This is a genomic window from Candidatus Villigracilis proximus (assembly GCF_016717045.1).
In the GTDB taxonomy this organism is placed as follows: Bacteria; Chloroflexota; Anaerolineae; order Anaerolineales; family Villigracilaceae; genus Villigracilis; species Villigracilis proximus.
Genome location: NZ_JADJUO010000010.1, coordinates 76,509 through 100,256, shown reverse-complemented (window position 1 = coordinate 100,256; position 23,748 = coordinate 76,509). Strand labels below are relative to the sequence as shown.

23 protein-coding genes and 1 riboswitch are annotated in these 23,748 nt (G+C 48.9%); of the genes, 22 read left to right on the top strand and 1 reads right to left on the bottom strand.

Annotated features, from left to right (window positions below; genetic code table 11):
- From IPL71_RS12410 to IPL71_RS12400, 3 genes are all read left to right on the top strand, one after another.
- The gene (locus IPL71_RS12410) at positions 1 to 2,013 is read left to right on the top strand and encodes an ABC transporter ATP-binding protein (protein WP_345322018.1); all 2,013 of its coding nucleotides are present in this window, start codon (positions 1 to 3) and stop codon (positions 2,011 to 2,013) included.
- 70 nt (positions 2,014 to 2,083) lie between these two features.
- Positions 2,084 to 2,623: an NUDIX hydrolase gene (locus tag IPL71_RS12405; RefSeq protein WP_345322016.1), complete on the top strand. Its 540-nt coding sequence runs from the start codon at positions 2,084 to 2,086 to the stop codon at positions 2,621 to 2,623.
- Positions 2,624 to 2,686: 63 nt separating this feature from the next.
- Positions 2,687 to 3,814 (top strand): acyltransferase family protein, encoded by a 1,128-nt coding sequence (locus IPL71_RS12400; RefSeq protein ID WP_345322015.1) that lies wholly within the window; start codon positions 2,687 to 2,689, stop codon positions 3,812 to 3,814.
- A 76-nt stretch (positions 3,815 to 3,890) separates the two neighbouring features.
- On the opposite strand, the gene IPL71_RS12395 is transcribed toward IPL71_RS12400, so the two are convergent.
- A complete protein-coding gene (locus IPL71_RS12395; RefSeq protein ID WP_345322013.1) occupies positions 3,891 to 4,565 on the bottom strand; it encodes an HAD family hydrolase in 675 nt (224 codons plus the stop codon).
- 75 nt (positions 4,566 to 4,640) lie between these two features.
- On the opposite strand from IPL71_RS12395, the gene IPL71_RS12390 reads away from it, so the two are divergent.
- The 19 genes from IPL71_RS12390 to IPL71_RS12300 all read left to right on the top strand — a co-directional run bounded on the left by IPL71_RS12390 (position 4,641) and on the right by IPL71_RS12300 (position 23,429).
- The gene (locus IPL71_RS12390; RefSeq protein ID WP_345322011.1) at positions 4,641 to 6,764 is read left to right on the top strand and encodes a GAF domain-containing sensor histidine kinase; all 2,124 of its coding nucleotides are present in this window, start codon (positions 4,641 to 4,643) and stop codon (positions 6,762 to 6,764) included.
- Positions 6,765 to 6,954: 190 nt separating this feature from the next.
- Positions 6,955 to 7,812 carry an MBL fold metallo-hydrolase gene (locus IPL71_RS12385; protein ID WP_345322010.1) on the top strand — a complete coding sequence of 286 codons (858 nt, stop codon included), beginning with the start codon at positions 6,955 to 6,957 and terminating at the stop codon, positions 7,810 to 7,812.
- Positions 7,813 to 8,871, top strand: coding sequence for an asparaginase (locus IPL71_RS12380; RefSeq protein ID WP_345322008.1), 1,059 nt, complete (start codon positions 7,813 to 7,815; stop codon positions 8,869 to 8,871). It begins immediately after the preceding gene.
- 194 nt (positions 8,872 to 9,065) lie between these two features.
- Positions 9,066 to 9,692, top strand: a complete 627-nt coding sequence (locus IPL71_RS12375) for an endonuclease III domain-containing protein (RefSeq protein WP_345322305.1) — start codon at positions 9,066 to 9,068, stop codon at positions 9,690 to 9,692.
- A gap of 144 nt (positions 9,693 to 9,836) precedes the next feature.
- Positions 9,837 to 10,307 (top strand): aminoacyl-tRNA deacylase, encoded by a 471-nt coding sequence (locus IPL71_RS12370; protein ID WP_345322006.1) that lies wholly within the window; start codon positions 9,837 to 9,839, stop codon positions 10,305 to 10,307.
- 57 nt (positions 10,308 to 10,364) lie between these two features.
- Positions 10,365 to 11,210 carry a ClbS/DfsB family four-helix bundle protein gene (locus IPL71_RS12365; protein WP_345322004.1) on the top strand — a complete coding sequence of 282 codons (846 nt, stop codon included), beginning with the start codon at positions 10,365 to 10,367 and terminating at the stop codon, positions 11,208 to 11,210.
- Positions 11,211 to 11,213: 3 nt separating this feature from the next.
- Positions 11,214 to 11,693, top strand: coding sequence for a 2-amino-4-hydroxy-6-hydroxymethyldihydropteridine diphosphokinase (gene folK / locus IPL71_RS12360; protein WP_345322002.1), 480 nt, complete (start codon positions 11,214 to 11,216; stop codon positions 11,691 to 11,693).
- 43 nt (positions 11,694 to 11,736) lie between these two features.
- Complete coding sequence (locus IPL71_RS12355) at positions 11,737 to 12,420, top strand: TIGR00266 family protein (RefSeq protein ID WP_345322000.1); 684 nt, start codon at positions 11,737 to 11,739, stop codon at positions 12,418 to 12,420.
- A gap of 151 nt (positions 12,421 to 12,571) precedes the next feature.
- Positions 12,572 to 13,330 carry a fumarylacetoacetate hydrolase family protein gene (locus tag IPL71_RS12350; RefSeq protein ID WP_345321998.1) on the top strand — a complete coding sequence of 253 codons (759 nt, stop codon included), beginning with the start codon at positions 12,572 to 12,574 and terminating at the stop codon, positions 13,328 to 13,330.
- 148 nt (positions 13,331 to 13,478) lie between these two features.
- Complete coding sequence (locus IPL71_RS12345; protein WP_345321996.1) at positions 13,479 to 14,798, top strand: aminotransferase class V-fold PLP-dependent enzyme; 1,320 nt, start codon at positions 13,479 to 13,481, stop codon at positions 14,796 to 14,798.
- A 73-nt stretch (positions 14,799 to 14,871) separates the two neighbouring features.
- Positions 14,872 to 15,075 carry a YwbE family protein gene (locus IPL71_RS12340; protein ID WP_345321994.1) on the top strand — a complete coding sequence of 68 codons (204 nt, stop codon included), beginning with the start codon at positions 14,872 to 14,874 and terminating at the stop codon, positions 15,073 to 15,075.
- Between the two features lie 108 nt (positions 15,076 to 15,183).
- Complete coding sequence (locus IPL71_RS12335; protein WP_345321992.1) at positions 15,184 to 16,971, top strand: histidine kinase N-terminal 7TM domain-containing protein; 1,788 nt, start codon at positions 15,184 to 15,186, stop codon at positions 16,969 to 16,971.
- On the top strand, positions 16,968 to 17,336 hold the full coding sequence (locus tag IPL71_RS12330) for a response regulator (protein ID WP_345321990.1): 369 nt from the start codon (positions 16,968 to 16,970) through the stop codon (positions 17,334 to 17,336). Before IPL71_RS12335 ends, IPL71_RS12330 begins: the two co-directional genes overlap by 4 nt.
- A gap of 30 nt (positions 17,337 to 17,366) precedes the next feature.
- The gene (locus tag IPL71_RS12325; protein WP_345321988.1) at positions 17,367 to 18,143 is read left to right on the top strand and encodes a class I SAM-dependent methyltransferase; all 777 of its coding nucleotides are present in this window, start codon (positions 17,367 to 17,369) and stop codon (positions 18,141 to 18,143) included.
- Positions 18,144 to 18,341: 198 nt separating this feature from the next.
- Complete coding sequence (locus tag IPL71_RS12320; RefSeq protein ID WP_345321987.1) at positions 18,342 to 18,965, top strand: hypothetical protein; 624 nt, start codon at positions 18,342 to 18,344, stop codon at positions 18,963 to 18,965.
- Positions 18,966 to 19,141: 176 nt separating this feature from the next.
- On the top strand, positions 19,142 to 21,214 hold the full coding sequence (locus IPL71_RS12315; RefSeq protein ID WP_345321985.1) for an oxidoreductase: 2,073 nt from the start codon (positions 19,142 to 19,144) through the stop codon (positions 21,212 to 21,214).
- Positions 21,215 to 21,236: 22 nt separating this feature from the next.
- Positions 21,237 to 21,788, top strand: a complete 552-nt coding sequence (locus IPL71_RS12310) for a hypothetical protein (RefSeq protein ID WP_345321983.1) — start codon at positions 21,237 to 21,239, stop codon at positions 21,786 to 21,788.
- A 191-nt stretch (positions 21,789 to 21,979) separates the two neighbouring features.
- Positions 21,980 to 23,011: an NAD(P)H-binding protein gene (locus IPL71_RS12305; RefSeq protein ID WP_345321981.1), complete on the top strand. Its 1,032-nt coding sequence runs from the start codon at positions 21,980 to 21,982 to the stop codon at positions 23,009 to 23,011.
- On the top strand, positions 22,965 to 23,429 hold the full coding sequence (locus IPL71_RS12300; protein WP_345322304.1) for a DUF2867 domain-containing protein: 465 nt from the start codon (positions 22,965 to 22,967) through the stop codon (positions 23,427 to 23,429). Before IPL71_RS12305 ends, IPL71_RS12300 begins: the two co-directional genes overlap by 47 nt.
- Positions 23,426 to 23,549: riboswitch (cobalamin riboswitch) on the top strand. It overlaps the preceding gene by 4 nt.
- Positions 23,550 to 23,748: the final 199 nt, after the last annotated feature.

The window sequence follows — 23,748 nt, the reverse complement described above, 5'->3', positions numbered from 1 at the left end:
ATGATGGGCGGACCCGGACGTTTCGGCAATATACTTAATCAAGATTCCATCAAGCCGCGCAACCTGAGTGAAACACTCGGTCGCCTCGGTAGATATTTTGGCCGCTTCTGGTACATGATCGTACTCGCGGTGGTCTTCGTCATCATCACCACCTGGAGTCAGGTCACATCTCCTGAACTTTCAGGACAAGCCACAGATTGTTTCCTGGTACCTGCGGGAGGAAGCGCATTCGCTTCACTCGCACCCGCAACTGCCACAGACCAAAAAGCAGAATCAAGCTGTTGGCTTGGCACCACCGAAGACCCATCCACGCTGACATATTCACGTCAGATCGTATACGCCGCTTTTCACTCTGGCGGCTATGAAGTACCAGATATCGCCAGCGCCACAAACGAACAACGCATCGAAGCCTTGTTCCGTTTGATCCTGATCGTGATCGCATTGTATGTGCTTGGTTCCATTCTCACAGGCGCAACCTTCTTCGTCATGGCATGGACTGGTCAACATGTTCTGCGTGAACTGCGGTTGGAAGTATTCGAGAAATTGCATGAACTCTCCATGAGCTATTACGCCGATCACGAAGCCGGTGATCTGATGAGCCGCATCACCAATGATACATCCGCGATTGAGCAGGCGTTTTCGTTTGCACTAGTTAATGTGTTCAGCGGTATTCTTTTATTGGTCTGGGTGGCTTACAACATGCTCACCGCCAGCCTGCCTTTTGCTTTGCTTTCTCTTGCCGTTTCTCCATTGATGTTTATCGCCACCATCTGGTTCTCGGGGCAGGCACGTAAAGCCTTCCGCAAGAGCCGCGAAGAAATTGGCAATGTCAATGCTGAATTACAGGAAACCATTTCCTCCGTGCGTGAAGTGCAAGCCTTCAACCGCGCCGATGAAAACATTGTGCAGTTCAAGGAAGTCAACGCCGCCAATCGCGATGCGAACGTGCGTGCCGTGGCATACACCTCCGCGCTGGCGCCAACATTGGAAGCCTTTTCCTATATCGGTCTTGCCATCGTCACCGGCGTGGGCGGCTGGTACTTATTGACCGGCGACTCGCTTTTCGGCACAGCCGTCACATTAGGATTGGTGATTACCTTCCTCGCTTATGTGCAGCGTTTCAATCAGCCTATCCAACAGATCGCCGTGTTATGGACGAATATTCAAAACGCGGTTGCTGGCGCGGAACGCATCTTTACCATCCTTGATGAAAAGCCTGCCGTAACAGATAAAGTCAACGCGAAAGCCATGACCGAGATCAAAGGCAAAGTTGAATTTACTGAAGTCAGCCATGAATATGAAGATGGCGTCCCCGTCTTGAACAAAGTTTCCTTCTCCGCCGAACCCGGGCAAACCATCGCCATCGTTGGCCCCACTGGCGCGGGAAAGACCACCATCATCAATTTGCTTCCGCGCTTCTACGATGTAACGCACGGCTCGGTCAAAATTGACGGCGTGGATGTGCGCGATGTCACCGCTGAGTCGCTTCGCAAGCAGATCGGTATCGTGCTGCAGGATACCTTCCTCTTCAGCGCCTCTGTCATGGATAACATCCGCTTTGGCCGCCCCGATGCCACCGATGAAGAAGTTTATGCCGCGGCCAAACTCGCCAACGCTGATTCATTCATTACAAGATTGCCTGAAAAATATGAGACTGTTTTAGGCGAACGCGGCTCGGGTCTTTCTCAGGGACAAAGGCAGCTGCTTTCGATCGCACGCGCTGCTCTGGCAGACCCGAGAATTCTCATCCTGGATGAAGCAACTTCCAGCGTGGACACACGAACCGAGCGTCTCATCCAAAAAGCGTTTGACGCATTACTTCAAAGCCGCACATCCTTTGTCATCGCACATCGTTTGTCCACCATCCGCAATGCAGATATGATCCTCGTGTTGAAAGGCGGCGAGATCATCGAGCGCGGTAAACATGACGACCTGCTCAAGAAGAAAGGCTTCTACTACGACCTGTATATGAGCCAATTCAAAAAGCAGGAAGAAGTTGACTCTGCAAAATAAAAAATAATCACAACAAAGAAGTTTTCCCAACAGGGAAAACTTCTTTGTTTAAAGCGGTAAAATTATTTCCATGAAAATTCTTGCAGAGATGTATCGCAGCGGGAAAATTAATATACAGGGAAAAACCATTTTCAGAAATGCAGTAAGAGGTGTGATCCTGCGTGGATCAGATTTGCTTATGATCCATTCTTCAGTGATGGGAGATTACAAATTTCCTCGCGGTGGTGTGCAGAAAGGCGAGTCGCATGAGCAGGCGTTGGCGCGTGAGATTGAAGAGGAGAGCGGCGCATTGCTTGATTTGCTTGGAGAAGGTCTCGGCGCGGTCATTGAATACGATATTCCCATGGAAACAGAATATGATGTTTTCAAAATGACATCATATTATTATTTATGTCAGGTGGGGGCCGGCTTTGGGCAACAACGACTGGATGACTATGAAAAAGATCTGGGGTTTCATCCGGCCTGGGTTAATGTTGACGAAGCCATTTTCATTAACCGGTCGTTGCTTAATATTGATAATCCGCCCCAATGGTTGAAAAGGGAATTGCTTGTCCTTGAATATATCAGGCTTAATTTTTTTGGCTCCACAGGGATTCATCTAGCGGTCTGACCGGGCTTTGGCTATGCTGCGCTAAAATTATGTTTATTATTTTTTGTATGGGATAATGCCTTGATGAATGAACGCACAAAAGAGTTGGATGGTCTGCGGGGAATTGCTGTAATTCTTGTTATGGCGCTGCATATATTTAAGCGGGCCGATATTTTCACCGCCAATGGAACGCTGCATTTTATAACCAGTCTGACTTCGGTTGGCTGGGTGGGTGTGGATATTTTTTTTGTTCTTTCTGGATTCTTAATTACCTCAATTTTATTAAAGACCAGGGTGAAGGCAGGCTACTTCAAGAATTTTTATATGCGGCGTGCTTTGAGAATTTTTCCGCTTTACTTTGTTTGCGTGGCCGTTATTCTGTATTTTATTCCCCGGCTTGACCCTGTCTTTGTTCCTGAAATACCGCGCGTTATTCCCTTTCTTGTTCTTTATCAGCAGAATTGGATAAATTTATTGGATGGCATGTGGCTGACGCTTTATCTATCTGTCACCTGGTCGCTTGCCATAGAGGAACAGTTTTATCTTGTTTGGCCCGCAGCTGTTTATTTTTCACGCAAGGAAACACTGGTGAAAATGAGCATCTGGGTGATCGTGATTTCCATTTTGGCGCGCATTGCCGGGGTGCTGTTTTGGGACGATATTGGTTTTGTGTCAAAATTCTTTTTTTACAACACATTCACTCGTTTTGAACAACTGGCATTTGGCGCCCTGCTTGCAATTGGGTTTACTTTTACAGAATGGCGCGAGCGGCTGCGGACTATTTCCCTCCCCATTTTTCTGGTTTCCCTGATCGCTTTTCTGATTCTTTGTTTTATTTCATTACCCGGGATCCCGCATCCAATTTATGATAATGTTCCACTGACACTTGGCGGATATACTGCCGCGTCTATTTTTACAGCTGCGTTGATCGGGTATCTTGTGCTCAGCAGTGAAAAGACCATTATCCATAATTTTTTTCAGAATAAGATTCTGATCTTCTTTGGCAAACACAGTTACTCAATGTATTTGTTGCATATGTCTTTTGCGCTCATTCTCCTGGATTTCTTCTGGAAGGATGGATACAGAGGCTGGCAGATATATGTTGTTTATATCGCCTCTGTCTTTGGCAGTACGATTTTGGTTTCCTTTTTGACATGGCATCTTTTTGAGAAGCACATGCTCGATCTTAAAAAATATTTTGAGTATGAATGATCGGCTCTTGTATGTAAGAAGAGAAATATTCGGCGTGAAAAGACAGCCTTGATTTTTTAGGGGCTGTCTTTTTTTTCTAGTTGCCGGTAAAGTCTAATATTTTCAGTAATTCTGTTGTGTCTTTTAGGATGATATCAGCGCCCATTTTTTGCAGTTCAGACTCTTCTCCGAATCCGCATAAAACTCCCGCTGTTTGTGCTCCAGCGGATTTCCCCGCGCGGATATCCACGGTGGTATCGCCGATCATCAGACAGTTTTCAGGAGCGATGTTCATTTTTTTCGCAGCCAGCAGGATTGGGTCAGGATAAGGCTTGGTGTGCGGGGCGGATAAACCTGTGATAACTGCATCGAAATATTTCAGAAGGTTATATTGTTCAAGAAAAGCCATTGTGCCGCCTTCATCTCGCGCGCTGACCACTGACATGGGATATCGACCGTGAAGCTGTCTGAGCATTTCGTCCACGCCGGGTACGAGCAGAAATTTTTTTGAAGATTGTCTGCGGTGGGTGGATAGCCAGTTAATAACTGCGATCATTTCATCGTCAATTCCGAGCGTATCTGCGAGGCCGAGCAGTGCGTTACCCGGGGCTTCAACCCACATGATAAGACGGCGCGCGGTGTAGTCTGGATTCTTAAAGAGGAAACGCGGAAAAAAAGGTGAGATTTTCTGCGTGTACAGATCATCGGTGTCGCTAAGGGTGCCGTCAACATCGAAACACAGGGCTTTTATGCGGGGTAAATCAAGTGACATGGCGCAATTGTACCAAAGGGGCTATACTTTGAATTATTTTGTTCAAATTTTAAAAAATCATGATTAAATATGCCCATGTCTGAAGACCGCACCCGATCCCTGCTTGAACTATTGATCAACGTCAGCCGCGAAGTTGCCACTGCGTTGGATCTTCGCACGGTTTTACAACGCCTGCTGTTTGCCTCCATTCAACATGTGGGCGGCGAGCGCGGCAGTATCGTGGTGATGGACGATGCGGGTAAGCCCGTGGATGCAACCATTGTTTATGGAAAACAATTCCATGAGCATACCACTCAACAATTGCGTGATACGGTGGAGCGCGGACTTGCCGGCTGGGTAGTGCAGCATCGCAAACCTGTGTTTGTACCTGATACCAGCAAGGATGAACGTTGGCTGCGCCGGGCGGATGATTCCATCACCAAAAGCGGCGCGAAGTCTGCGCTGTGTGTACCCTTGATGGCGCGTGAACGGTTGGTGGGGGTCTTGACGCTTGTTCATTCTGTGCCGAATGCTTTTACCGAGGAACATTTGGAATTGATGCGTGCCATTGCCGATCAGGCGAGCGTGGCCGTTTTGAATGCGCGTTTGTACACTGAGAGTCAGCGGACGGCGCGGGTCATGTCTGCGCTGGCAGAGGGTGCGGCGGCGATCAACACATCCCTGGAAATACAGGATGTGTGGCGCCGTATACTTAATCAAACCATGCAGGCTTTACAGGTTGAGACTGTGGCGCTGGCATTGATCGATAATGCAAGTAATGATCTGGTCTTTAACGCGGCCGCAGGACATAACTCGGGGAATATTCCCGGCAGACATGTTCCCGGCGGACAGGGGTTGGCGGGCTTGGTGGTACGTGATGGGCACGGGTTGGTGGTGCCAAACGTCAGCCTGGATCCTCGTTATAGTGAAGCGGACAGGTTCGGGGGAATCGAGATGCGTTCCATCGCCATTGCTCCGATCCAATCTCAGGGTAAGGTCATCGGTGTGTTGCAGGCGGTGAATCCGATCTCCGGTTCTTTCGATCCCGATGCACTTTTGGTGATGACAGGGCTTGGAAGCCTTGCTGGAACGACGATTCAGAATGCTCAATTTTTTGAGCGTTTGCAAAAAGCACATCAGCGGTATCGTGAATTATTTGAAGACAGCGTGGACCCGATTCTGATCACAGATTGGGAAGGCAGAGTGTTGGAAGCGAACCGGCAGGCGGTGATTTTGAGCGGGTATAGCAACGAACAACTGCATTCAATGAGCATCGACCAGTTGCACGAAGTCAAGTGGAATAAGACCGGCTTGAACTTTGAAACATTGAGACGCGATGATGAGTGTAATTACGAGTCTGTTTTGCACCAGCAGAATGGTGGAACTTCTCCCATTGAAGTTCACGCGCATCGCGTGGAGTTTGAAGAGACCGACTCTGTGCAATGGATCTTGCGTGATATTACCGAAAGAAAAGAACTCGACGATTTGCGTGATGACATGATCGCCATGATCTATCATGACCTGCGCTCACCGCTGGGGAATATCGTCTCCAGCCTTGAAATGCTGGGCGGCATGGTTCATGAAGATGAAACGATCCGTTCCATGTTGAGCATTGCCACAAATTCAACTGCGCGCATTCAGCGTCTGGTCAATTCGTTGCTTGATATTAATCGGCTTGAGTCAGGGAAAGAGATCGTGGATCAGGCTGCGGTGGATCCGCTGGCGTTGATTCGTGAAGCGATCCGTGATGTGGAGCCGGCGTTAAACGGACGACAGCAGCGTATTGAAAATAAATCCACGCTCGTGCTTCCGTTGATCTGGGTGGATGTGGATATGGCGCATCGCATATTGATCAATCTGCTGGAGAACGCGATCAAATTTACTCCGGTGCAGGGACGGTTGGAAATTGGTGCGCAAACTACAGACGGATTGTTTGTTAAGTTTTGGGTGCGCGATAATGGTCCCGGAATTCCCCTTGCAGATCGTGAGCGTATCTTTGATAAATTCACCCGTTTGCGCGGCAAGGAACGTCCCGGCGGATTGGGCGTTGGGCTGGCTTTTTGCCGCCTTGCGGTGCTGGGACACGGCGGTGAGATTTGGGTCGAGAGTGAATTGAATCAGGGAACTACATTCTGGTTAACCCTGCCTGTTGCGCAAAAGAAAGCCACAGGTCAACTCAAGCGCCAGACCGGCAGATTAACCCTAAAGCCGAGTGAATAATTATTATAGCGATTTTCATCAAGCGGCAAAAAATTAGATCATTACTGCTTGATGTTTACTGTATATATCGAGTACCGCATAAACCGCCAAAATTCCCCGGGAAAATTTACGAGTTAAAGATCAATATTCCAGTTTTGGTTTTTATGCAGCAAACACCAGAAACATATCATTTTTCATGTCCAGGAGCAGTATGCAGGAAATAACAAAAAACATTCAGATCGAAGACCAATTCCCCGGTGTAACTTTGGGGGTGATCGTCACTCAGCGTGGACTGATTCAGATCGATGCGCCGCCCTCTCCAGAAGATGCGCGTTCATGGCGTGCCGCGTTGATGAATCTTGGCGGCGGTATGGAACGTGCACTCGTCAATCTCGATGCGCATCCAGACCGCACACTTGGCGCGCGCGCCATGGATTGCACCGTGATCGCGCACGAAAAAACCGCCGACACGTTCCGCACCCGTCCCAGCACATTTAAAGCACAGGGCGAAGAAACAGGTTCAGATTGGGAATCAATTTCCGGCCTGGGTAGTGTGCGCTGGTCTCCTCCTGAAATTTCCTTCTCAGATCAAATGAATTTATATTGGAGCGATTCGCCTGTGATCCTTGAGCATCACGCCGGCCCGACCAATGGCTCCATTTGGGTGCGCCTTCCTGAAGAAAAGATCGTATTCGTAGGCGACGCCGTATTAAAAAATCAACCGCCCTTTCTCGCAGGCTCAAATCTTTCAGCCTGGCTTTCTGCGCTCGATCTTTTGCTCAGTGCCGAATATAAAGGTTACACGATCATTAGCAGCCGCGGCGGTGTGGTGACAGCCAACATCGTTAAGACTCAGCATGATTTTTTGAAGCATGTCCACGATAAGTTGGATAAAGTCACGACGAAAAAACCGAATCCAGCGGCGACCGAGAAACTGGTCACTGCACTATTGACATGGTTCAAAGCTCCGGCAGCGCGTCAAAAACAATTCGCTCAGCGTTTGCGCTATGGCTTGCTGCATTACAACGTGCGCCAGAATCATTCGCCCAGCCAGACAAGCGAGGATTAAATGAACGTGCTTCAACCCATTCTTGAGTTGACGCGCGGCCATGTCGTGGAATCAACGCACTTTGGTTCCATCGCCATTGTGGATTCAAACGGTAAACTCCTGCATTCCTATGGCGACCCTTATGGGGTCGCCTTTTTGCGTTCATCTGCCAAGCCGTTCCAGGTGCTGCCCTTTGTAGAGCGCGGCGGCGTGGAGCATTTTAATTTCACCCAAAGCGAACTTTCCCTGGCTTGTTCTTCACATGAGACCGCCCAGATCCATCTGGATACGGTTAAAGCCATGCAGGAAAAAGTTGGCATTCAGGAAAGTGACCTGCAATGCGGCGCACATTTGCCCGGCGACGCATCCAAGCTGCGCATGGTCATTCAGCAAAATATAACGCCCACGCCAAATTTCAATAACTGTTCCGGCAAACATACCGCCATGTTGGCACACGCAAAAATGCGCGGCCTGCCGCTGGATAATTACCTTGATCTTTCCCACCCCGTTCAAAAAGACATTCTCGCCACTTTCTCTGAAATGTGCGGAGTTGAAAAAGATAAAGTGGAGCTTGGTGTCGATGGCTGTTCAGCGCCGAATTTTGCCGTGCCGCTCTTAAATGCAGCATTGGGTATGGCGCGTCTGTGTGATCCGCGTGGATTAAGTGAATCGCGCGCAACGGCCTGCCGCAAGATCACATCTGCCATGATCGCACATCCTGAAATGATCAGCAATGATGGCGAATTTGATTGTGAGTTGATGAAAGTTGGTGCGGGCAAGATCGTCACCAAACGCGGCGCTGAAGGCTTTCAGATCATCGGCTTAATGCCGGGCGTATGCGGCGAGAACGGCGTGGGCATTGCCTTTAAAGTAACCGACGGTGACGCAGCCCGCATGAATGACGAGTTGGAATCCGCGCCGCGCGTACGCCCCGCCGTCACCCTTGAAATTCTGCGTCAACTAAAAGCCTTAAACGAAACACAGCTGCAATCACTCGCGGCGTTTGGCCCAACCAAACAACTTAAGAATCACAGCGGCTATGTGACCGGCAAGTCGCAGCCTGTTTTTAAACTGGTGTAGATTTTCCTTAAAATCAATTTCGTTAATTTTTTTCGCGCAGTTAATTCAACTGGGCGAAATTGATATTCTCGGTATTCTGAGATCAAAACAGCTTGCATTTGATAAAGTCTGTTGCGGTTATTGGGAATACGCTACAATGGGCAAATAAAACATTATGAAAACCTAAAAGAACGCGCGATCAAAATTCACGAAACATTTTTGAAGCCTTCGGCGAACCCATTTGGCGCACTCCACTGCCGGCCATCGATGAACTCGTTTCAACCATCCTTTCGCAAAACACAAATGACGTCAACCGTGACCGTGGATTTGACGCCCTGCGCGCAAAATTCCCAAGCTGGGAAGCCGTGCGTGATGCCAAAGCCGAAGATGTGATGGATGCGATTCGCCCCGCCGGACTCGCGAATCAAAAAGGTCCGCGCATACAACAAGTGCTGCTAGCCATCACCGAAGAACGCGGCGTGCTTGATCTGGAGTTTTTAGCAGAATTGCCTGTCGAAGAAGCGCGCGCCTGGCTGACAAAATTTAACGGTGTTGGTCCCAAGACCGCCGCCATTGTTTTATGTTTTTCACTCAACATGCCCGCCTTCCCCGTAGATACGCATATCTACCGCGTCAGCGGACGTATCGGCCTGCGCCCCGAAAAAATGAATGTAGAACAGGCGCACCCATATCTTGAATCCATCTTCCCACCCGAAACCTATTACGCTGCGCACTTAAACATCATCCGCCTCGGGCGCGAGATCTGCGGTGCGCGCAAACCAAACTGCCCGCAATGTCCGATCATTAAGTTGTGTGATTATAAAGAAAAACGAAGTGAATGATGAATGATGAATGATGATGAGTGACTTGAATGACATGTGAATGATCAATCATGAATGATGATGATGAATTATAGAAAATAGTATGTGTGTTTTCAAATCCCGAAGGGATGACATATGACCACGGAAAATTACAGGTAGATAAAAATGGATATTCCCCCGATCAGTATTGCGTTGGAAGAACTCGGTGTTCCGCATAGAATATTCCGGCACGAAAACCCTGTCCATTCGTTTGAGCAGGCGGCGAGTGATCGAGGTCAGCGGGCTTCGCAAATCGGGCGTAGTATGTTGTTTCGAATTGCGGAAGATGAATTTATAATGGTTCTGGTGGCTGGGTCTGCCCAAATTTCATGGAAGCTGCTGCGCAAACATCTTGGCCGTTCACGAATTACGATGGCAACGGAAGATGAAGTGTTGGCGGTGACGGGATATCGCATCGGGACGGTGGGGCCGTTCGGATTGCTGAATCCGCTTACGGTTAAGCTTGATGCGAGCGTGATGCGGGAGGAGGAAGTGTCCATTGGGTCGGGGATGCGGAATACGGCGGTCATTCTCAAGAGCGCGGATCTACATCACGCTTTGAACAATGCGGAAGTGGTGTCTTTGACTGAAAATTAACTCTGGAGTCCAACAGCTTGCTGTTGGGGTTTATAAAATTACCTTATGGAGAATCCCATGCAAAACTTTAAACAACGTACGCTTAATTTTTTAGAAACCGAGTGGGCAACTTATATTGAGCGCTTTAACCGTCTGCCTGTGGATGTGGGTCAAAAGCGTGTGAATGGACAGGGTTATGAACGGTTTCGCGACATGCTGGCGCATATTTTGTGCTGGTGGGAAGAGGCCATGCCCGTCATTCTTGCGATTGCGGAAGAGCGCGAATATGAACGCAAGAAATATGATTTTGATGTATTCAATGCAGCGGCCATTGAAAAATATAAAGATTGGGATGAGACGGAGTTCCTGTCCCATTTTGAGAAAACGCGTCAGAAAGCCGCGGCAGATTTACGGTCTATGAATGAAGCGGCGTGGGAGAATCGGCGGGTGCGGGGCTGGGTCAATGGGGTATTTATCCACCATGCGCGCGAGCATCTTGTTGCGTTGAGCCGCTTTTTGACTCTGGATACCCTGGAGAATGAATGGAGTACATATATTGAGGATTTCTCCAGCGTTGAAGATAAGAATGCTTTTTTGAAAAAACAGGGCGTGGAGAATTTTCGTGAAATTCTGGGCCATGTAATTGAGTGGTGGGGAATGGGCGCTCGTATTATTGAAGGGATCATGAGTGACCCGCATTTCAAATGGGAAGATGTAAACACGGATGCATTCAATGCAGATGTGATCGCGAAGTATGCAAAACTTTCTGATGAAGAAGTGCAAAAGCAGTTTGAAATGAAAAGACAGGATATGGTCCGGCTCGTGCAGGGCCTGCCTGATGATGCCTTTTCAAACCGCGATATTGAAGAGTGGCTCGCTGCGGACATGGTTGAGCATTTTGATGAGCACGCTGTTAACGGATAGTGTATGGAATATATTGTTTATCTCGCGCTGGGCACGAACATGGGAAACCGTCTTTCCAATTTGAAGACGGCTGTTGATAATCTCACACCGCAAATGAGCGTGAAGAAAAGATCGCATATCTATGAAACCCCGCCTTGGGGCTTTACCGATCAGGCTGCATTTTTAAATCAGGTGGTGCAGGTTGAAACCTATCTCAAGCCTGAGGCGCTGCTGGCGCATTTGAAGCGATTGGAATCCGCGCTCGGGCGTGTGCCTACTTTTCAAAACGGACCGCGCCTGATCGATATTGATATTCTGTTTTTTGATGATGTGAAACTCGACACGCCGCAGCTCGTGATTCCGCACCTACGTTTGCAGGAGCGCGCCTTTGTGCTTGTGCCTCTCGCAGAGATTGCGCCTGATCTTGTTCATCCGATTTTTCACAAAACTGTAATTGAGTTGTTAGCTGGTGTGGATCAAAGTGAAATAAAATTGGTTAAATAAAAGCTTTTGAATTTTCATAAAGACCAAACAAGGAGTTTCACCCATGGATATTGAAGTTATACACCGCCCGTCCTACTCACTCGCGATTGCGAAGTTGACACCCAATGAACGTATCCGCGCGGAAGCAGGCGCGATGGTCAGCATGTCTGGCGGTGTGCAGATCGAAACCAAAGCCGAAGGCGGATTGCTTAAGTCGCTCGGACGTTCCGTGCTCGGCGGCGAATCATTCTTTCAGAACTTCTTTGTTGCACCCGCTACTGGCGGAGAAGTAACCCTCGCCCCCGAATTGCCCGGTGATATTGCAGTGATCGAAATGAGCGGTGAGAAGTTGATGGTGCAGTCTGGTTCCTATATGGCTTCTGAGTCAACGGTTGAGTTGAGCACCAAACTCAGTGTTAAGGCTTTGATGTCGGCTGAAGGGGTTGCCATGTTGGAAGCCACAGGCACCGGCACCCTGCTGGTTTCATCCTACGGCGCGATCTATGAGAAAACGCTGACAGCCGGTGAAAAATACGTTGTGGATACTTCCCATCTGGTCGCGTTTGATGGCACGATGAGCGTGCAGCCCAAACCGATTGGCGGATTAAAATCCACGTTGTTCAGCGGCGAAGGGTTCGTGATCGAATTGACCGGCCCCGGCAAGATCTATATTCAAACCCGCTCGCCGCAGGCTTTGATCAACTGGATCATTCCGCAATTACCCAAACCCCCATCAACCAACCGATAAATTGTCATTGGCTTGTATACCGCACCCGGTCACAAATTGCGCTCTTTTAGAAAGGGGAAAGCGCAATTTGTGACCGTGGGTATTATATAATAGATGCAGGGCGAACCCGTTTCGTCCTGCATTTTCTTTTATATCCTGTGCATGGAGAATTATGAAAATTGTTCGTTATCAAATCAATGGCGACGCAGTCAAATACGGCTGGATGTTGGATGACAAAATCGGCGAAATTCAAGGTGACATTTTCGGCGAATACCGCAGGCGTGAAGCCAAAACACCCATCGCAGAGGTGAAACTCGCTGCGCCCTGTCTGCCAACCAAGATCTTATGCGTGGGACGCAATTATGTGGATCACGCCCGCGAACTTGGCAACGAAGTGCCCAAAGTGCCGCTTATTTTTTTGAAGCCGTCTTCTTCGATCATTTCAAACAACAAAAATATTATTTTACCACCGCAGTCGAATCAGGTCGAGCATGAAGCGGAGTTGGTCGTGGTCATTGGCAAACGCGGACGAAACATCACACCGGAAACCGCCAAGGAATATATTTTCGGTTACACCATCGGCAACGACATCACCGCGCGAGACCTGCAAAAAGCAGACGGCCAATGGACACGCGCCAAAGGCTTTGATACATTTTGCTCCTTCGGCCCGTGGATCGATACCGAGTTCGATGCGTCTGATGCGGTGGTCACCTGCCGCGTGAATGGGCAAATGCGTCAGATGGCATCCACACGCGATATGGTTTTCAATGTCAGTACATTGATCGCTTATATTTCATCCGTCATGACGCTCGAACCCGGCGATATTATTTTCACCGGCACACCCGCCGGCGTGGGCGAGTTAAAGAACGGCGATATCGTGGATGTTGAAATTGAAGGGTTGGGAAAGTTAAGCAACCCGGTGAAAGTATAAAAATAAATCCATATCCTGAGCGGAGCCGCATGATCTTGTTTTTTTTATGCGGCGCAGTCGAAGGACAAGTTTTATTTTTATAAAAACATCCTTCATTCCTCGAAATAAACTCATCATTCCGCTTAGGATGCAATCAGGAGATTCTTCCATGACAACTAATGAATTTGAAACCTTCCTCAAACAATATCCCACCTATGAAAAAACCGAATCGATCGATGCGCTGCGCAAAAAAGATTACTCGCGCCTTGATCGCGGCGAACATATTTATCTTGATTACACCGGCGGCGGCATTTATGCCGAATCGCAAATCCAAAAACATCATCAACTTTTGCACGAAAATGTTTTTGGCAACCCGCACTCATCCAACCCGACTTCGCTCGCAGCCACCGAAGCAGTTGAAAGCACGCGCGAATATATTCTAAAATTTTTCAACGCCGACCCGGATGAATATCTTGCCATCTTCACCGCCAACGCCAGCGGCGCGTTAAAACTGATCGGCGAATCCTATCCATTTTCAAATGGGCGTTACTTGTTAACTTTTGATAACCACAATTCTGTAAATGGGATTCGGGAATTTGCCCACGCCCGCGGCGCAAACGTGACCTACATCCCGGTCATGCTCCCGGAAATGCGCGTCGACGAATCGCAACTTAACCTTGAGCTGGCCCAGCCTTCGAAAAGCGGGCACAACCTTTTTGCATTTCCCGCCCAGTCAAACTTCTCCTCGGTCAAACATCCGCTGGAGTGGATCGAGCAAGCTCACGCCCACGGCTGGGACGTGTTACTCGATGCCGCCGCCTATGTCCCCACCAACAAACTGGACTTGAGCCAAGTCAAACCTGATTTTGTACCCGTCTCATTTTATAAAATATTCGGCTACCCAACCGGCCTTGGAGCATTGATCGCGCGTAAATCTGCGCTGGCAAAATTGCATCGTCCGTGGTTCGCGGGCGGCACGATCACAGTCGCATCGGTGCAGGGTGATAAATATTATCTCGCCGATGGCGCCGCCGCTTTTGAAGATGGCACACTTGATTACCTTAACATCCCCGCCATTGAAATCGGGCTCAAACACATTGAGTCCATTGGCTATGATGTCATCAGCGAACGTGTAAAAACACTCACTGGCTGGCTGCTCCAAAATCTGACACAAATGAAACACAGCACAGGCGAGCCGTTGGTACGTTTGTTCGGACCCAACTCCACAGAAGGGCGCGGCGGCGCGGTGACTGTCAATTTTACGATAAGAACGGCAAAGCTTTCGATCATCGTTTTATCGAAAGCGAAGCCAACAAGGTCAACATCTCCCTGCGGACAGGCTGCTTCTGCAACCCCGGTGCCGGCGAGATTGCTCTCGGCATCTCGCGCGTTGAACTTGATGTCTGCTTCACCAAACCCGGCAACGAAGACCGCTTCACCATTGACGACTTCCGCCTGTGTATTGACGGCAAGTCTTCAGGCGCGGTGAGGATCTCTGTGGGCATGGTTACGAATTTTAATGACGTACAGTCATTTTTATTGTTCGCAAAGGGATTGCTTTCATGAACGGACAAACCCGCTCCAATATCAAATCCGGAATTACAGTATTAATCGTCTTGAAACAGGATCAGCGCACAGGGAAGTTGACCCGGGGCATTGTCAAGGATATTCTCACCAGCTCGCCCAATCATCCGCATGGCATCAAAGTCCGCCTGGTGGATGGGCAGGTGGGGCGTGTAAAAGAGATCGTGGAATTGTCATCATAGTGTAATCTCAAACAGTGAGTCTCTTGGGGCAGGAAGGGATAAAATGGAAGCAAACATACACTCTTTCCTGTTTTCACTTGGTTGTATACAAAGGGAGTCACGCAGCACATGAACGCGCTCTTTTCGGCATATTTTGTTTTACTTCTTATCCCGCCTCTGATCACGTCCACGCTGGCTGTTTATGCCTGGCGGCATCGTGCTGTGCAGGGCGCAAAGGCTTTTACTGCGTTGATCTTTGTCATTACCTGGTGGGGCGTAGGGCAGGTTGTGTTGTATCTCGTTGGGGATCATATTACCCCTGCAACCTGGGCGATGAAGTTCTTGTTGCTTGTCATTAACTTTTTAGGCCCTGTACTGCTTATTTTTGTTTTGCAATATACCCAGCGTGAAAGGTGGCTGACTCGCACCCTGATTTGGGTTTTGTTTCTCCCCGAGCTTATTTTTACGATAATTCTTTTCACGAATGAATTGCATCATTTGTACTGGACGCGCATTTATGTTGATAGAACTCTGCCGAATGCGCTGGTGTTTTTTGAGTTTGGCACGATCAATTGGGCGAGCCTGATCTACTCCTATCTTTTGATCGGAATCAGCATGGCGCTGATCGTCCATTGGGCGTTGAGCAATTCGGCAAAGCTTTATCGTCAGCAGGCCTGGGCATTATTGATCAGCGTTGTTGCGCCTTTGGCGGCGAGCGTTTCCTATATTTTAGGGTTTATAAAGATCGACCCGACCCACTTTGCTTTTTCAATCAGCGGGCTGGCGTTGGGTTGGTCTCTATTCCGTTTTCAGTTCCTTAATTTAATGTCCATCGCGCGTGAGGTGGTGATCGAAGGCATGAGCGACAGTATTTTAGTGCTTGATGCGCAGGAACGCATTACAGATATGAACCCGGCTGCGGAACGCCTGTTTGGTTTTTCAGTTTCTCAGGCGGTTGGGCGCGCGGTAGGAGATGTTCTGGCTCAGTGGCCGCATTTGGTGGAGCGTTATCGCGATACACGTAATGCATTGGAAGAGATCACAGTTGGTGAAGATGATCTTCAAGATTGGTATGAAATGCGTATTTCACAATTACATGATCGGCGTGGACAGTTTGTCGGTCGTGTCGTGGTGCTGCGTAATATCACCGCGCAAAAGCTGGCTGAAAAAGTGCTTGCCATCGCCCGCGATCAGGCGCTTGAAAGCAGCCGCGCCAAAAGTCATTTGCTTGCCAAGGTAAGCCACGAATTGCGCACACCATTGGGCGGGATTGTGGGGTTTGCCGAATTGCTTTATGATGATACATTCGGTTCGCTGGGTGAAAGACAAAAACATGCCACAGCGCAAATCATAGAGAGCGCGCATTATTTGACCGATATGGTGAATGAACTGCTTGACGAGGCAAAGGTCGAATCCAATACGATCCAGCTGCGATTGAGCCGCTTCCTGTTTAGCGATATGTTTGAAAAAGTTAATGCAAACATGGAGGTGCTGGCAAATAAGAAGGGACTATCGATCATCACCTACATTGCCCTTGATCTGCCTGAGACCTTTATCGGCGATGAACAACGTTTGCGGCAGGTATTGACCAATCTGATCGGCAATGCCATTAAATTTACAGATCAGGGCGAAGTCCGCCTGAATTTCTTTAAGCCCGATCCGGAGCATTGGGTCATGCAGGTTGGGGATACCGGCATCGGCATTCCCGAGGATGCCAGGGCTTATATCTTCGATCCTTTCCGTCAGGTGGATGCTTCACTGGCGAGCGACCATGGCGGTACGGGATTGGGCTTATCCATTGCCAGACAATTGGTGGAATTAATGGGTGGACAGATCACCCTCGAAAGTGAAGTTGGGCAGGGAAGTACGTTCACTGTGCTGCTGCCGATCATTGAAAATCAGGAGAAAATTTCATGACAAAACCATTAGCTTTGGTCATCGAAGATAACGACAAACTCAGCCAGATATTTTCTTTAACCCTGCAAACAGAGTTTGAAATTGAGGCAATCACAGATGGAAAGGCTGCCCTGAAACGACTGGGTGAGATCGTACCGGATTTGATCATTTTGGATCTGCATTTGCCCAATGTTTCAGGGCATGAATTGCTTAAGTATGTGAGAGCCGATGCGCGCATGGCAAAAACGCGCGTCATTTTAACCACCGCGGATGAACGCCAATCGGAGGCTTTGCAGGATCTGGCAGACATCGTCCTCTTGAAACCGATCAGTCCTGTGCAATTGCGTGAACTGGCAACGAGGATGAAGGATAATCCGCGTGCGTAAGAAATAATCGAGTGGGGATTTCCAAATAGAATGACACAACCTTATCTTAATTACGATGTAATTTCAAATGACTACGATCAGCGCTACCCGTCCTCCCAACATTGGGAGCGCGGGGATGCACTGCTTAATCTTGTCCGTCAGATCAAAGCAAAAACCATTCTGGAGGTGGGAAGCGGCACGGGCTTTTGGTTGAACCTGCTGCATCAGGTGACGCCGCAACTCTACGGCATGGATTTTTCAGCGGGGATGATCGCCCGGGCTCGCAATCAACCTGCGCCTCTCAAGTTGACTCGCGGCACAGCGACCCACCTCCCGTATCAAACTGCGACCTTTGACCTGCTCTACTGTGTGGACGCGATTCACCACTTTGAAGATCATGCCGCATTCATTTGCGAAGCCTTCCGTGTGTTGAAGCCGGGCGGCACATTGGCGGTCATTGGCCACGATCCGCATAGCGCCGATGGTAATTGGTATGTCTATGATTATTTTGAAACCGTTTACGAGACCGATCTTCTGCGTTACCCATCCGGTGACAGGGTCAAGGCTTTGATGAAGCAGACCGGGTTTCAGGACGTTCAACAACAGAATGTGGAACATGTTTTGAATATTCATACCGGGGAAAATGTTCTGAATGAACCTTTTCTTAAACAGAGCGCCACATCTCAACTGGCTTTGCTGGACGAAGTTGTATATCAGGCCGGTATTGAAAAAATAAAAGCAGATTTAAAGAGAGCGCAGGGATGCGGTGAACAGATCGTCTTTAAGTCCGATTTTTGGGTCAGGATGTTTTCAGGAATAAAAGCATAAACATGTTTGAGAACTGCATCAGCGGCAGATAAACTTCCCGAATGACGGAAGCAGGCATGGGCGCGGAAAGAAGCGCGAGTCTGCAGGTGGGCCTGTCCGAATTTAAATCATTCATTTGCCCGGCTGATAAGGTCGGGCAAATTCTTTTTCGCGTGCTATACTCGCGTCTAATAATTTCACTTTATACACCGGGTAGATATGAAAAAAATATATATATTCCTAGCCATTGCGATTATTGTTTCTTCATGCAGTAAAAAGCCTGACGTCATTCCTGCGACCTTTACGCCGCTGCCGGTCAATACGCCAATCGTTAGACCAACCGACAGGCCTCTGCCTACAGTTACTCCTGTTTGTATTTCCTCCGAGCCGGTGCAAAAAGATATTGACCGCGCACTTTCTTATACAGAAGGTGCTTTTGATGAATTGGAATGGGAACAAAGTTACGCGATTGCAGAGAATCGTGTTTCGGTGACCTGGCTGAATAATCCGGAAGGCGCGATTGTTTATCTTGAGGCGCTGATCTTTCCATGTGGTTATGAAGAGCCTGATCTGAATCGATATTACAGCGATGAAAATTGGAAAGCCATTTTTCAAAATTACGAGAGCTATAATCTCATTGATGAATGTAAAACCGATGATGGCTTGCGATTGTATGAATTCGAGGCGCAAAATTTTGGCTTTGAATATGGTATTAAATACTGGGTTGAGAGTGATACAGATACACGTGTGATCTCCACTATGGTTGTTTTTCCGCTTGATTCTGAATCGCTAATGGATGAGTATTCATCCATGCTTTTTCCAGATTACATGATCTGTCCATAATCAACCAGACCTTAAGCGGACGTTTAATAAGCCGGTTTTTTTGGTCACAATACTTGTACCGCGCTGCGGTTGGTGCAGGTGAGACTCAAAAAAATTAGTGTCTTGGTGCCTTTGTGGCTTAGTGGTGAAGTTACTAAACAGTCTCTTGGGTCTATCTTTCTAAAAAGGAATCTATCATGACTTCTCGTTATGACATCTTATTTCAACCGATCAAGATCGGACCTGTCACCGCTCCGAATCGTTTTTATCAGGTGCCGCACTGCAACGGATTTGGCCATCGGATGCCGCAAGGCATGGCCGCCATGCGCGGCATGAAAGCCGAAGGCGGCTGGGGCGTGGTCTGCACCGAAGAGACAGAGATCCACTACACCAGCGATCTTTCACCCTTCATCGAAGGACGCATCTGGAGCGATGACGATATTCCCGCCTGGCAATTGATGAACGAAGCCATCCACAAACACGGCGCGCTGGCCGGCATTGAATTAACCTATAACGGATACGACGCCGCAAATCTATATTCACGCGCGGCGCCTTTTGCCCCCCGTTCGCAGGGACTTGTCGGCGGCAGCGGCTATGAACCCGGTCAATCACGCGCCGCAACAAAAGATGACCTCAAGCAGATCCGCAAGTGGCATCGTAACGCAGCAGTCCGCGCCAAACGGGCGGGATTCAATATCATCTATTGTTATGCCGCGCATAATCTGTCACTGGCGTTTCATCTGCTTTCAAAAGATAACGACCGCAGCGATGAATACGGCGGCTCACTTGAAAACCGCGTGCGCTTCTTCCGTGAACTGATCGAAGACACAAAGGAAGCAGTGGGCGATACCTGCGCTGTGGCTGTCCGCTTTGCTGTGGATGAATTACTCGGCAAAGACGGAATGCAATTTGACGGTGAAGGTCACGACATCGTTGCTATGCTCGCCGAACTTCCTGACCTGTGGGATGTTAACGTCAGCAACTGGTCGAACGATTCAACAACCTCGCGTTTTGAAAAAGAAGGCAATCAGGAAAAATATATTTCCTTCGTTAAGAAACTCACCACCAAACCGGTCGTTGGCGTTGGCCGTTACACATCGCCTGATTCAATGGCCTCAGCCATCGAGCGCGGAATCATGGACTTGATCGGCGCGGCACGCCCGAGCATCGCAGATCCATTTTTGCCAAACAAAATCAAAGAAGGCCGCAACGAAGATATCCGCGAATGCATTGGCTGCAATATTTGCGTCACTGGCGATACGCGCTTCGTCCCCATCCGCTGTACACAAAACCCAACCATGGGCGAAGAATGGCGGCGCGGCTGGCGCCCTGAGATCATCGTGCCCAAAAAATCAGATGATGAAATTCTGATCGTTGGCGCCGGCCCTGCCGGGTTGGAAGCCGCGCGCGCACTCGGTCAACGCGGATATCATGTGGTGCTCACCGATGCAAAACGCGAAGCCGGCGGACGTGTGACTCTCGAATCCGCACTGCCAAATTTAAGCGAATGGCGGCGCGTGATAGACTGGCGCATCACGCAGATCGAAAAAATTTCAAACATCTTTTATCGCTCCAGCCCAATGACCGCCAAAGACATCCTCGAAACCGAAGCGCCGCATGTCATCATCGCCACTGGTTCCACCTGGCGCCGCGATGGTGTTGGGCGCAACATTTCACGTCCCGTGCCGGGCAGTGCAAAAATCTTCACGCCCGATGATCTGATGGACCCAAACAACTTGCAGTTGATTAACTGGCGGCAAGCCGCCCGCCCTCAAAAAATTCTAGTCTACGACGACGATCACTACTACATGGGCGGCGTCCTCGCTGAGTTGCTCGCGCAAAACAATTGCGAAGTTACATTGATAACGCCCGCTCCCACCATTTCCTATTGGACTCAATTCACCCTTGAGCAGGAACGCATCCTCAAGCGTTTACACAACCTGAAAGTGACTCTCCTTGCGGATCACATCATCGCATCTCACACCCCGACAACTGCCACAGTCACGAACGTCATCACCTCCGCTGAGTCGACTCTCGACTGCGACGCCATCGTCATGGTCACCGATAGAATCCCCAACGACGCGCTATATCACGAACTCAAACCCGCGCTGGCTGAAGGTAAACTTAAATCCCTGCGCCTGATCGGTGATGCCGAAGCTCCAAACATCATCGCGCAAGCCATCTTCAATGGTCATCTCGCCGCGCGCGAATTTGACGAAATGATCAACCCGGATGAAACGCCATTCAAAGTGGAACGCATTAAGTTTTAAATCGATTGTGAGGAATATTCCAATGAATAAGTTTTATGTTTTGGCTTTCGTTCTTTTTTTGAGCGCTTGCAGTGCCCAACCTTCCGCGTCACAACCGGGGAGCGGCTGCGATTCTTTTCAGCCGGCGCAGGCTGATATTGAATATGTGCTGAACTTTGGAAAAGAATTGTTTTCAGAAACAGACTGGCAGCGCAGTTACACGGTGGAAGAATTTAAAGCCTATGTGTCATGGACGCATAGAAGCGTTTCTGCAATTTCTGATGTCTCGATCCTGTTGTTTTGTGATGAAGGCGGCACACAGGACATTGGCTGGTATTTTAATGATGACAGCGTGCAGACCATGTTCACGGAATATGATCAATCTCTGCTTGTAAAATCCTGCGCTAAAGACGATTTCCTGCTTTACGAGTTTGAAGCCATTGAAGAAAATATAAAATACGACATTCGATTTTGGGCGCAGACCTTGAACAAATCACGGGTGTTGACCATGATGCTCGTCTTTCCCAGGGATGAAAGCAATATGCTTGAGCAATATGGGCAGCAATTTTTTCCGGAATTATCCACGTGTCCATAGACCGGGTTATTAATTTCTGGCAACCTGATAGTTTTAAAATTAGAACGCAGATGAACGCTGAAAACGCTGATAAAAAACCTTTTTTGCTCATGGCCTTTGAAAAATCTGCGTTTCGCTTCGCGAGCATCCAAAAAGCAAAGTGCCGGGTGTCTAGTTAATTTTTACAGCGTGGTTAAGGAATGGTACAGGTAATGACATCATCGAAACGAATTCTCGTCACTGGAGCAACCGGCTACATTGCCAGTAGATTAATTCCGCAGTTATTGGAACGAGGGTATCCGGTCTGCGCCCTTGCAAGACAACCTCAGCGCCTTAAAAGTCGCCGCTGGTTTTCGCAGGTGGAGATGACCGAAGGCGATGTGATGAAGCCGGCTACGCTTAAGCCTGCCCTCGAAGGCGTACACACCGCCTATTACCTGATCCACAACATGTCCAGCGGACATGGCTATACAGAGCGCGAATTGGACGCTGCCCGAAATTTTGTACAAGTTGCCGAAGCCGCCGGAGTGAGTCATATTATTTATCTGGGCGGGCTCGCAGATGAAGAACAGCACATCGCGCCGCACATGCGCTCACGAATTGAAACCGGCGCAACCCTGCGGCAGGGAAGTGTGCCCGTCACTGAATTTCGCGCGGGCGTAGTGGTTGGCTCCGGCAGCATCTCCTTTGAGATGATCCGCTTTATGACCGAGTTGTTCCCGGTCATTCCAGCGCCGGTCTGGGTCAAAAGTAAGTCACAGCCGATTGCGACTCAAAACGTGATCGATTATCTGCTGGCCGCATTGAGTAATCATGATGGGCAGGGTCAGGTCTTCGAGATCGGCGGCCCTGATATTTCAACCTATAAAGATCTCATGCTGTATTATGCGCGCATTCGCGGACATAAACGCAGTTTCCTGCTCCTGCCGTATGTCCCTGTTTGGTTCATGGCTTTCGGCATTGGCCTCACCACGCCGGTGCCGCGTCCGATCGCGTATGCGCTGGTCGGCGGATTATCGAGTGACAGCGTGGTCATCCACGACACTGCGCGCAAGATCTATCCCGAAGTAAATCTCGTCGATTTTGAATCAGCTACAAAGGAAGCCCTGACTCGTTTACATCCGCTTAAGATCGAACGCGTTTGGGAGTCAGAATCAGACTCCGACTTCGGAAGTCTGCCCGCAGACAACACAACCAATCGCGTCGTTAAAGACTTCCGAAGTCTTTTTAACACTCAAACATGAAGGCTTTTTTATCGACCATCGCGAGACACAAATAAATGCCGACATCAAAAAAGTTTTCGATGTAATTACAAACATGGGCAACAAAAAAAACTGGCCTTACGCAAACTGGTTGTGGAAACTGCGCGGCTTTTTTGGCATTAGAAAATTCAGTCCCAATGCCGGCTATGATTATTATCAGGTGGATGCGATCGAGCCTGAAAAATTACTTCTTTTGCATTCGCAGCTCAAAGCCCCCGGCGAAGGCTGGATGGAATGGCGCGTGGAAAAACGCGCACAAGGCACGCGATTAATGCAAACGGTTTACTTCACTCCGCACGGCCTGAGCGGATTTTTATATTGGGTCCTGCTATACCCTGTTCATATTTTTATCTTTCGCGGACTGATAAAAAAAATCGCGGCGCACTCAGTGGTAAAATAAAAAATAGTAATAACGGTCAGCAAGCGGCGAAGCCGGTGGAATTCCGGCACTGTCGCGCAACTGTGAAGTTAGTTAAGTAACTAACCAAGTCAGGTCGCCCGCTCTGGTCGGTTCGCCACACTCTCGCAAAAGGAGGTGGATGACGGCTTGCACGGATTGCCTCTCCCCCTCCCCAGTCATCGGCTGGGGATTTTGATTCTTGTTTGGCTGCTTGTAAAACCCTAAAGGTCTTTTTGTACATCCATCAGGGTTTTATGAAAGCAGAGGAGACCTTTAGGGTTTTCTTGTGTAGTAGATAATTTTTTTTATACAAAACTGG

Coding starts and splice junctions, on each gene's coding strand:
- IPL71_RS12380 (WP_345322008.1), top strand. CDS start 7,813: ATGAACGTGCTTCAACCCATTCTTGAGTTGACGCGCGGCCATGTCGTG.
- IPL71_RS12310 (WP_345321983.1), top strand. CDS start 21,237: ATGAATAAGTTTTATGTTTTGGCTTTCGTTCTTTTTTTGAGCGCTTGC.
- IPL71_RS12320 (WP_345321987.1), top strand. CDS start 18,342: ATGAAAAAAATATATATATTCCTAGCCATTGCGATTATTGTTTCTTCA.
- IPL71_RS12365 (WP_345322004.1), top strand. CDS start 10,365: ATGCAAAACTTTAAACAACGTACGCTTAATTTTTTAGAAACCGAGTGG.
- folK (WP_345322002.1), top strand. CDS start 11,214: ATGGAATATATTGTTTATCTCGCGCTGGGCACGAACATGGGAAACCGT.
- IPL71_RS12410 (WP_345322018.1), top strand. CDS start 1: ATGATGGGCGGACCCGGACGTTTCGGCAATATACTTAATCAAGATTCC.
- IPL71_RS12340 (WP_345321994.1), top strand. CDS start 14,872: ATGAACGGACAAACCCGCTCCAATATCAAATCCGGAATTACAGTATTA.
- IPL71_RS12315 (WP_345321985.1), top strand. CDS start 19,142: ATGACTTCTCGTTATGACATCTTATTTCAACCGATCAAGATCGGACCT.
- IPL71_RS12395 (WP_345322013.1), bottom strand. CDS start 4,565: ATGTCACTTGATTTACCCCGCATAAAAGCCCTGTGTTTCGATGTTGAC.
- IPL71_RS12335 (WP_345321992.1), top strand. CDS start 15,184: ATGAACGCGCTCTTTTCGGCATATTTTGTTTTACTTCTTATCCCGCCT.
- IPL71_RS12370 (WP_345322006.1), top strand. CDS start 9,837: ATGGATATTCCCCCGATCAGTATTGCGTTGGAAGAACTCGGTGTTCCG.
- IPL71_RS12385 (WP_345322010.1), top strand. CDS start 6,955: ATGCAGGAAATAACAAAAAACATTCAGATCGAAGACCAATTCCCCGGT.
- IPL71_RS12305 (WP_345321981.1), top strand. CDS start 21,980: ATGACATCATCGAAACGAATTCTCGTCACTGGAGCAACCGGCTACATT.
- IPL71_RS12355 (WP_345322000.1), top strand. CDS start 11,737: ATGGATATTGAAGTTATACACCGCCCGTCCTACTCACTCGCGATTGCG.
- IPL71_RS12400 (WP_345322015.1), top strand. CDS start 2,687: ATGAATGAACGCACAAAAGAGTTGGATGGTCTGCGGGGAATTGCTGTA.
- IPL71_RS12405 (WP_345322016.1), top strand. CDS start 2,084: ATGAAAATTCTTGCAGAGATGTATCGCAGCGGGAAAATTAATATACAG.
- IPL71_RS12330 (WP_345321990.1), top strand. CDS start 16,968: ATGACAAAACCATTAGCTTTGGTCATCGAAGATAACGACAAACTCAGC.
- IPL71_RS12325 (WP_345321988.1), top strand. CDS start 17,367: ATGACACAACCTTATCTTAATTACGATGTAATTTCAAATGACTACGAT.
- IPL71_RS12390 (WP_345322011.1), top strand. CDS start 4,641: ATGTCTGAAGACCGCACCCGATCCCTGCTTGAACTATTGATCAACGTC.
- IPL71_RS12345 (WP_345321996.1), top strand. CDS start 13,479: ATGACAACTAATGAATTTGAAACCTTCCTCAAACAATATCCCACCTAT.
- IPL71_RS12350 (WP_345321998.1), top strand. CDS start 12,572: ATGAAAATTGTTCGTTATCAAATCAATGGCGACGCAGTCAAATACGGC.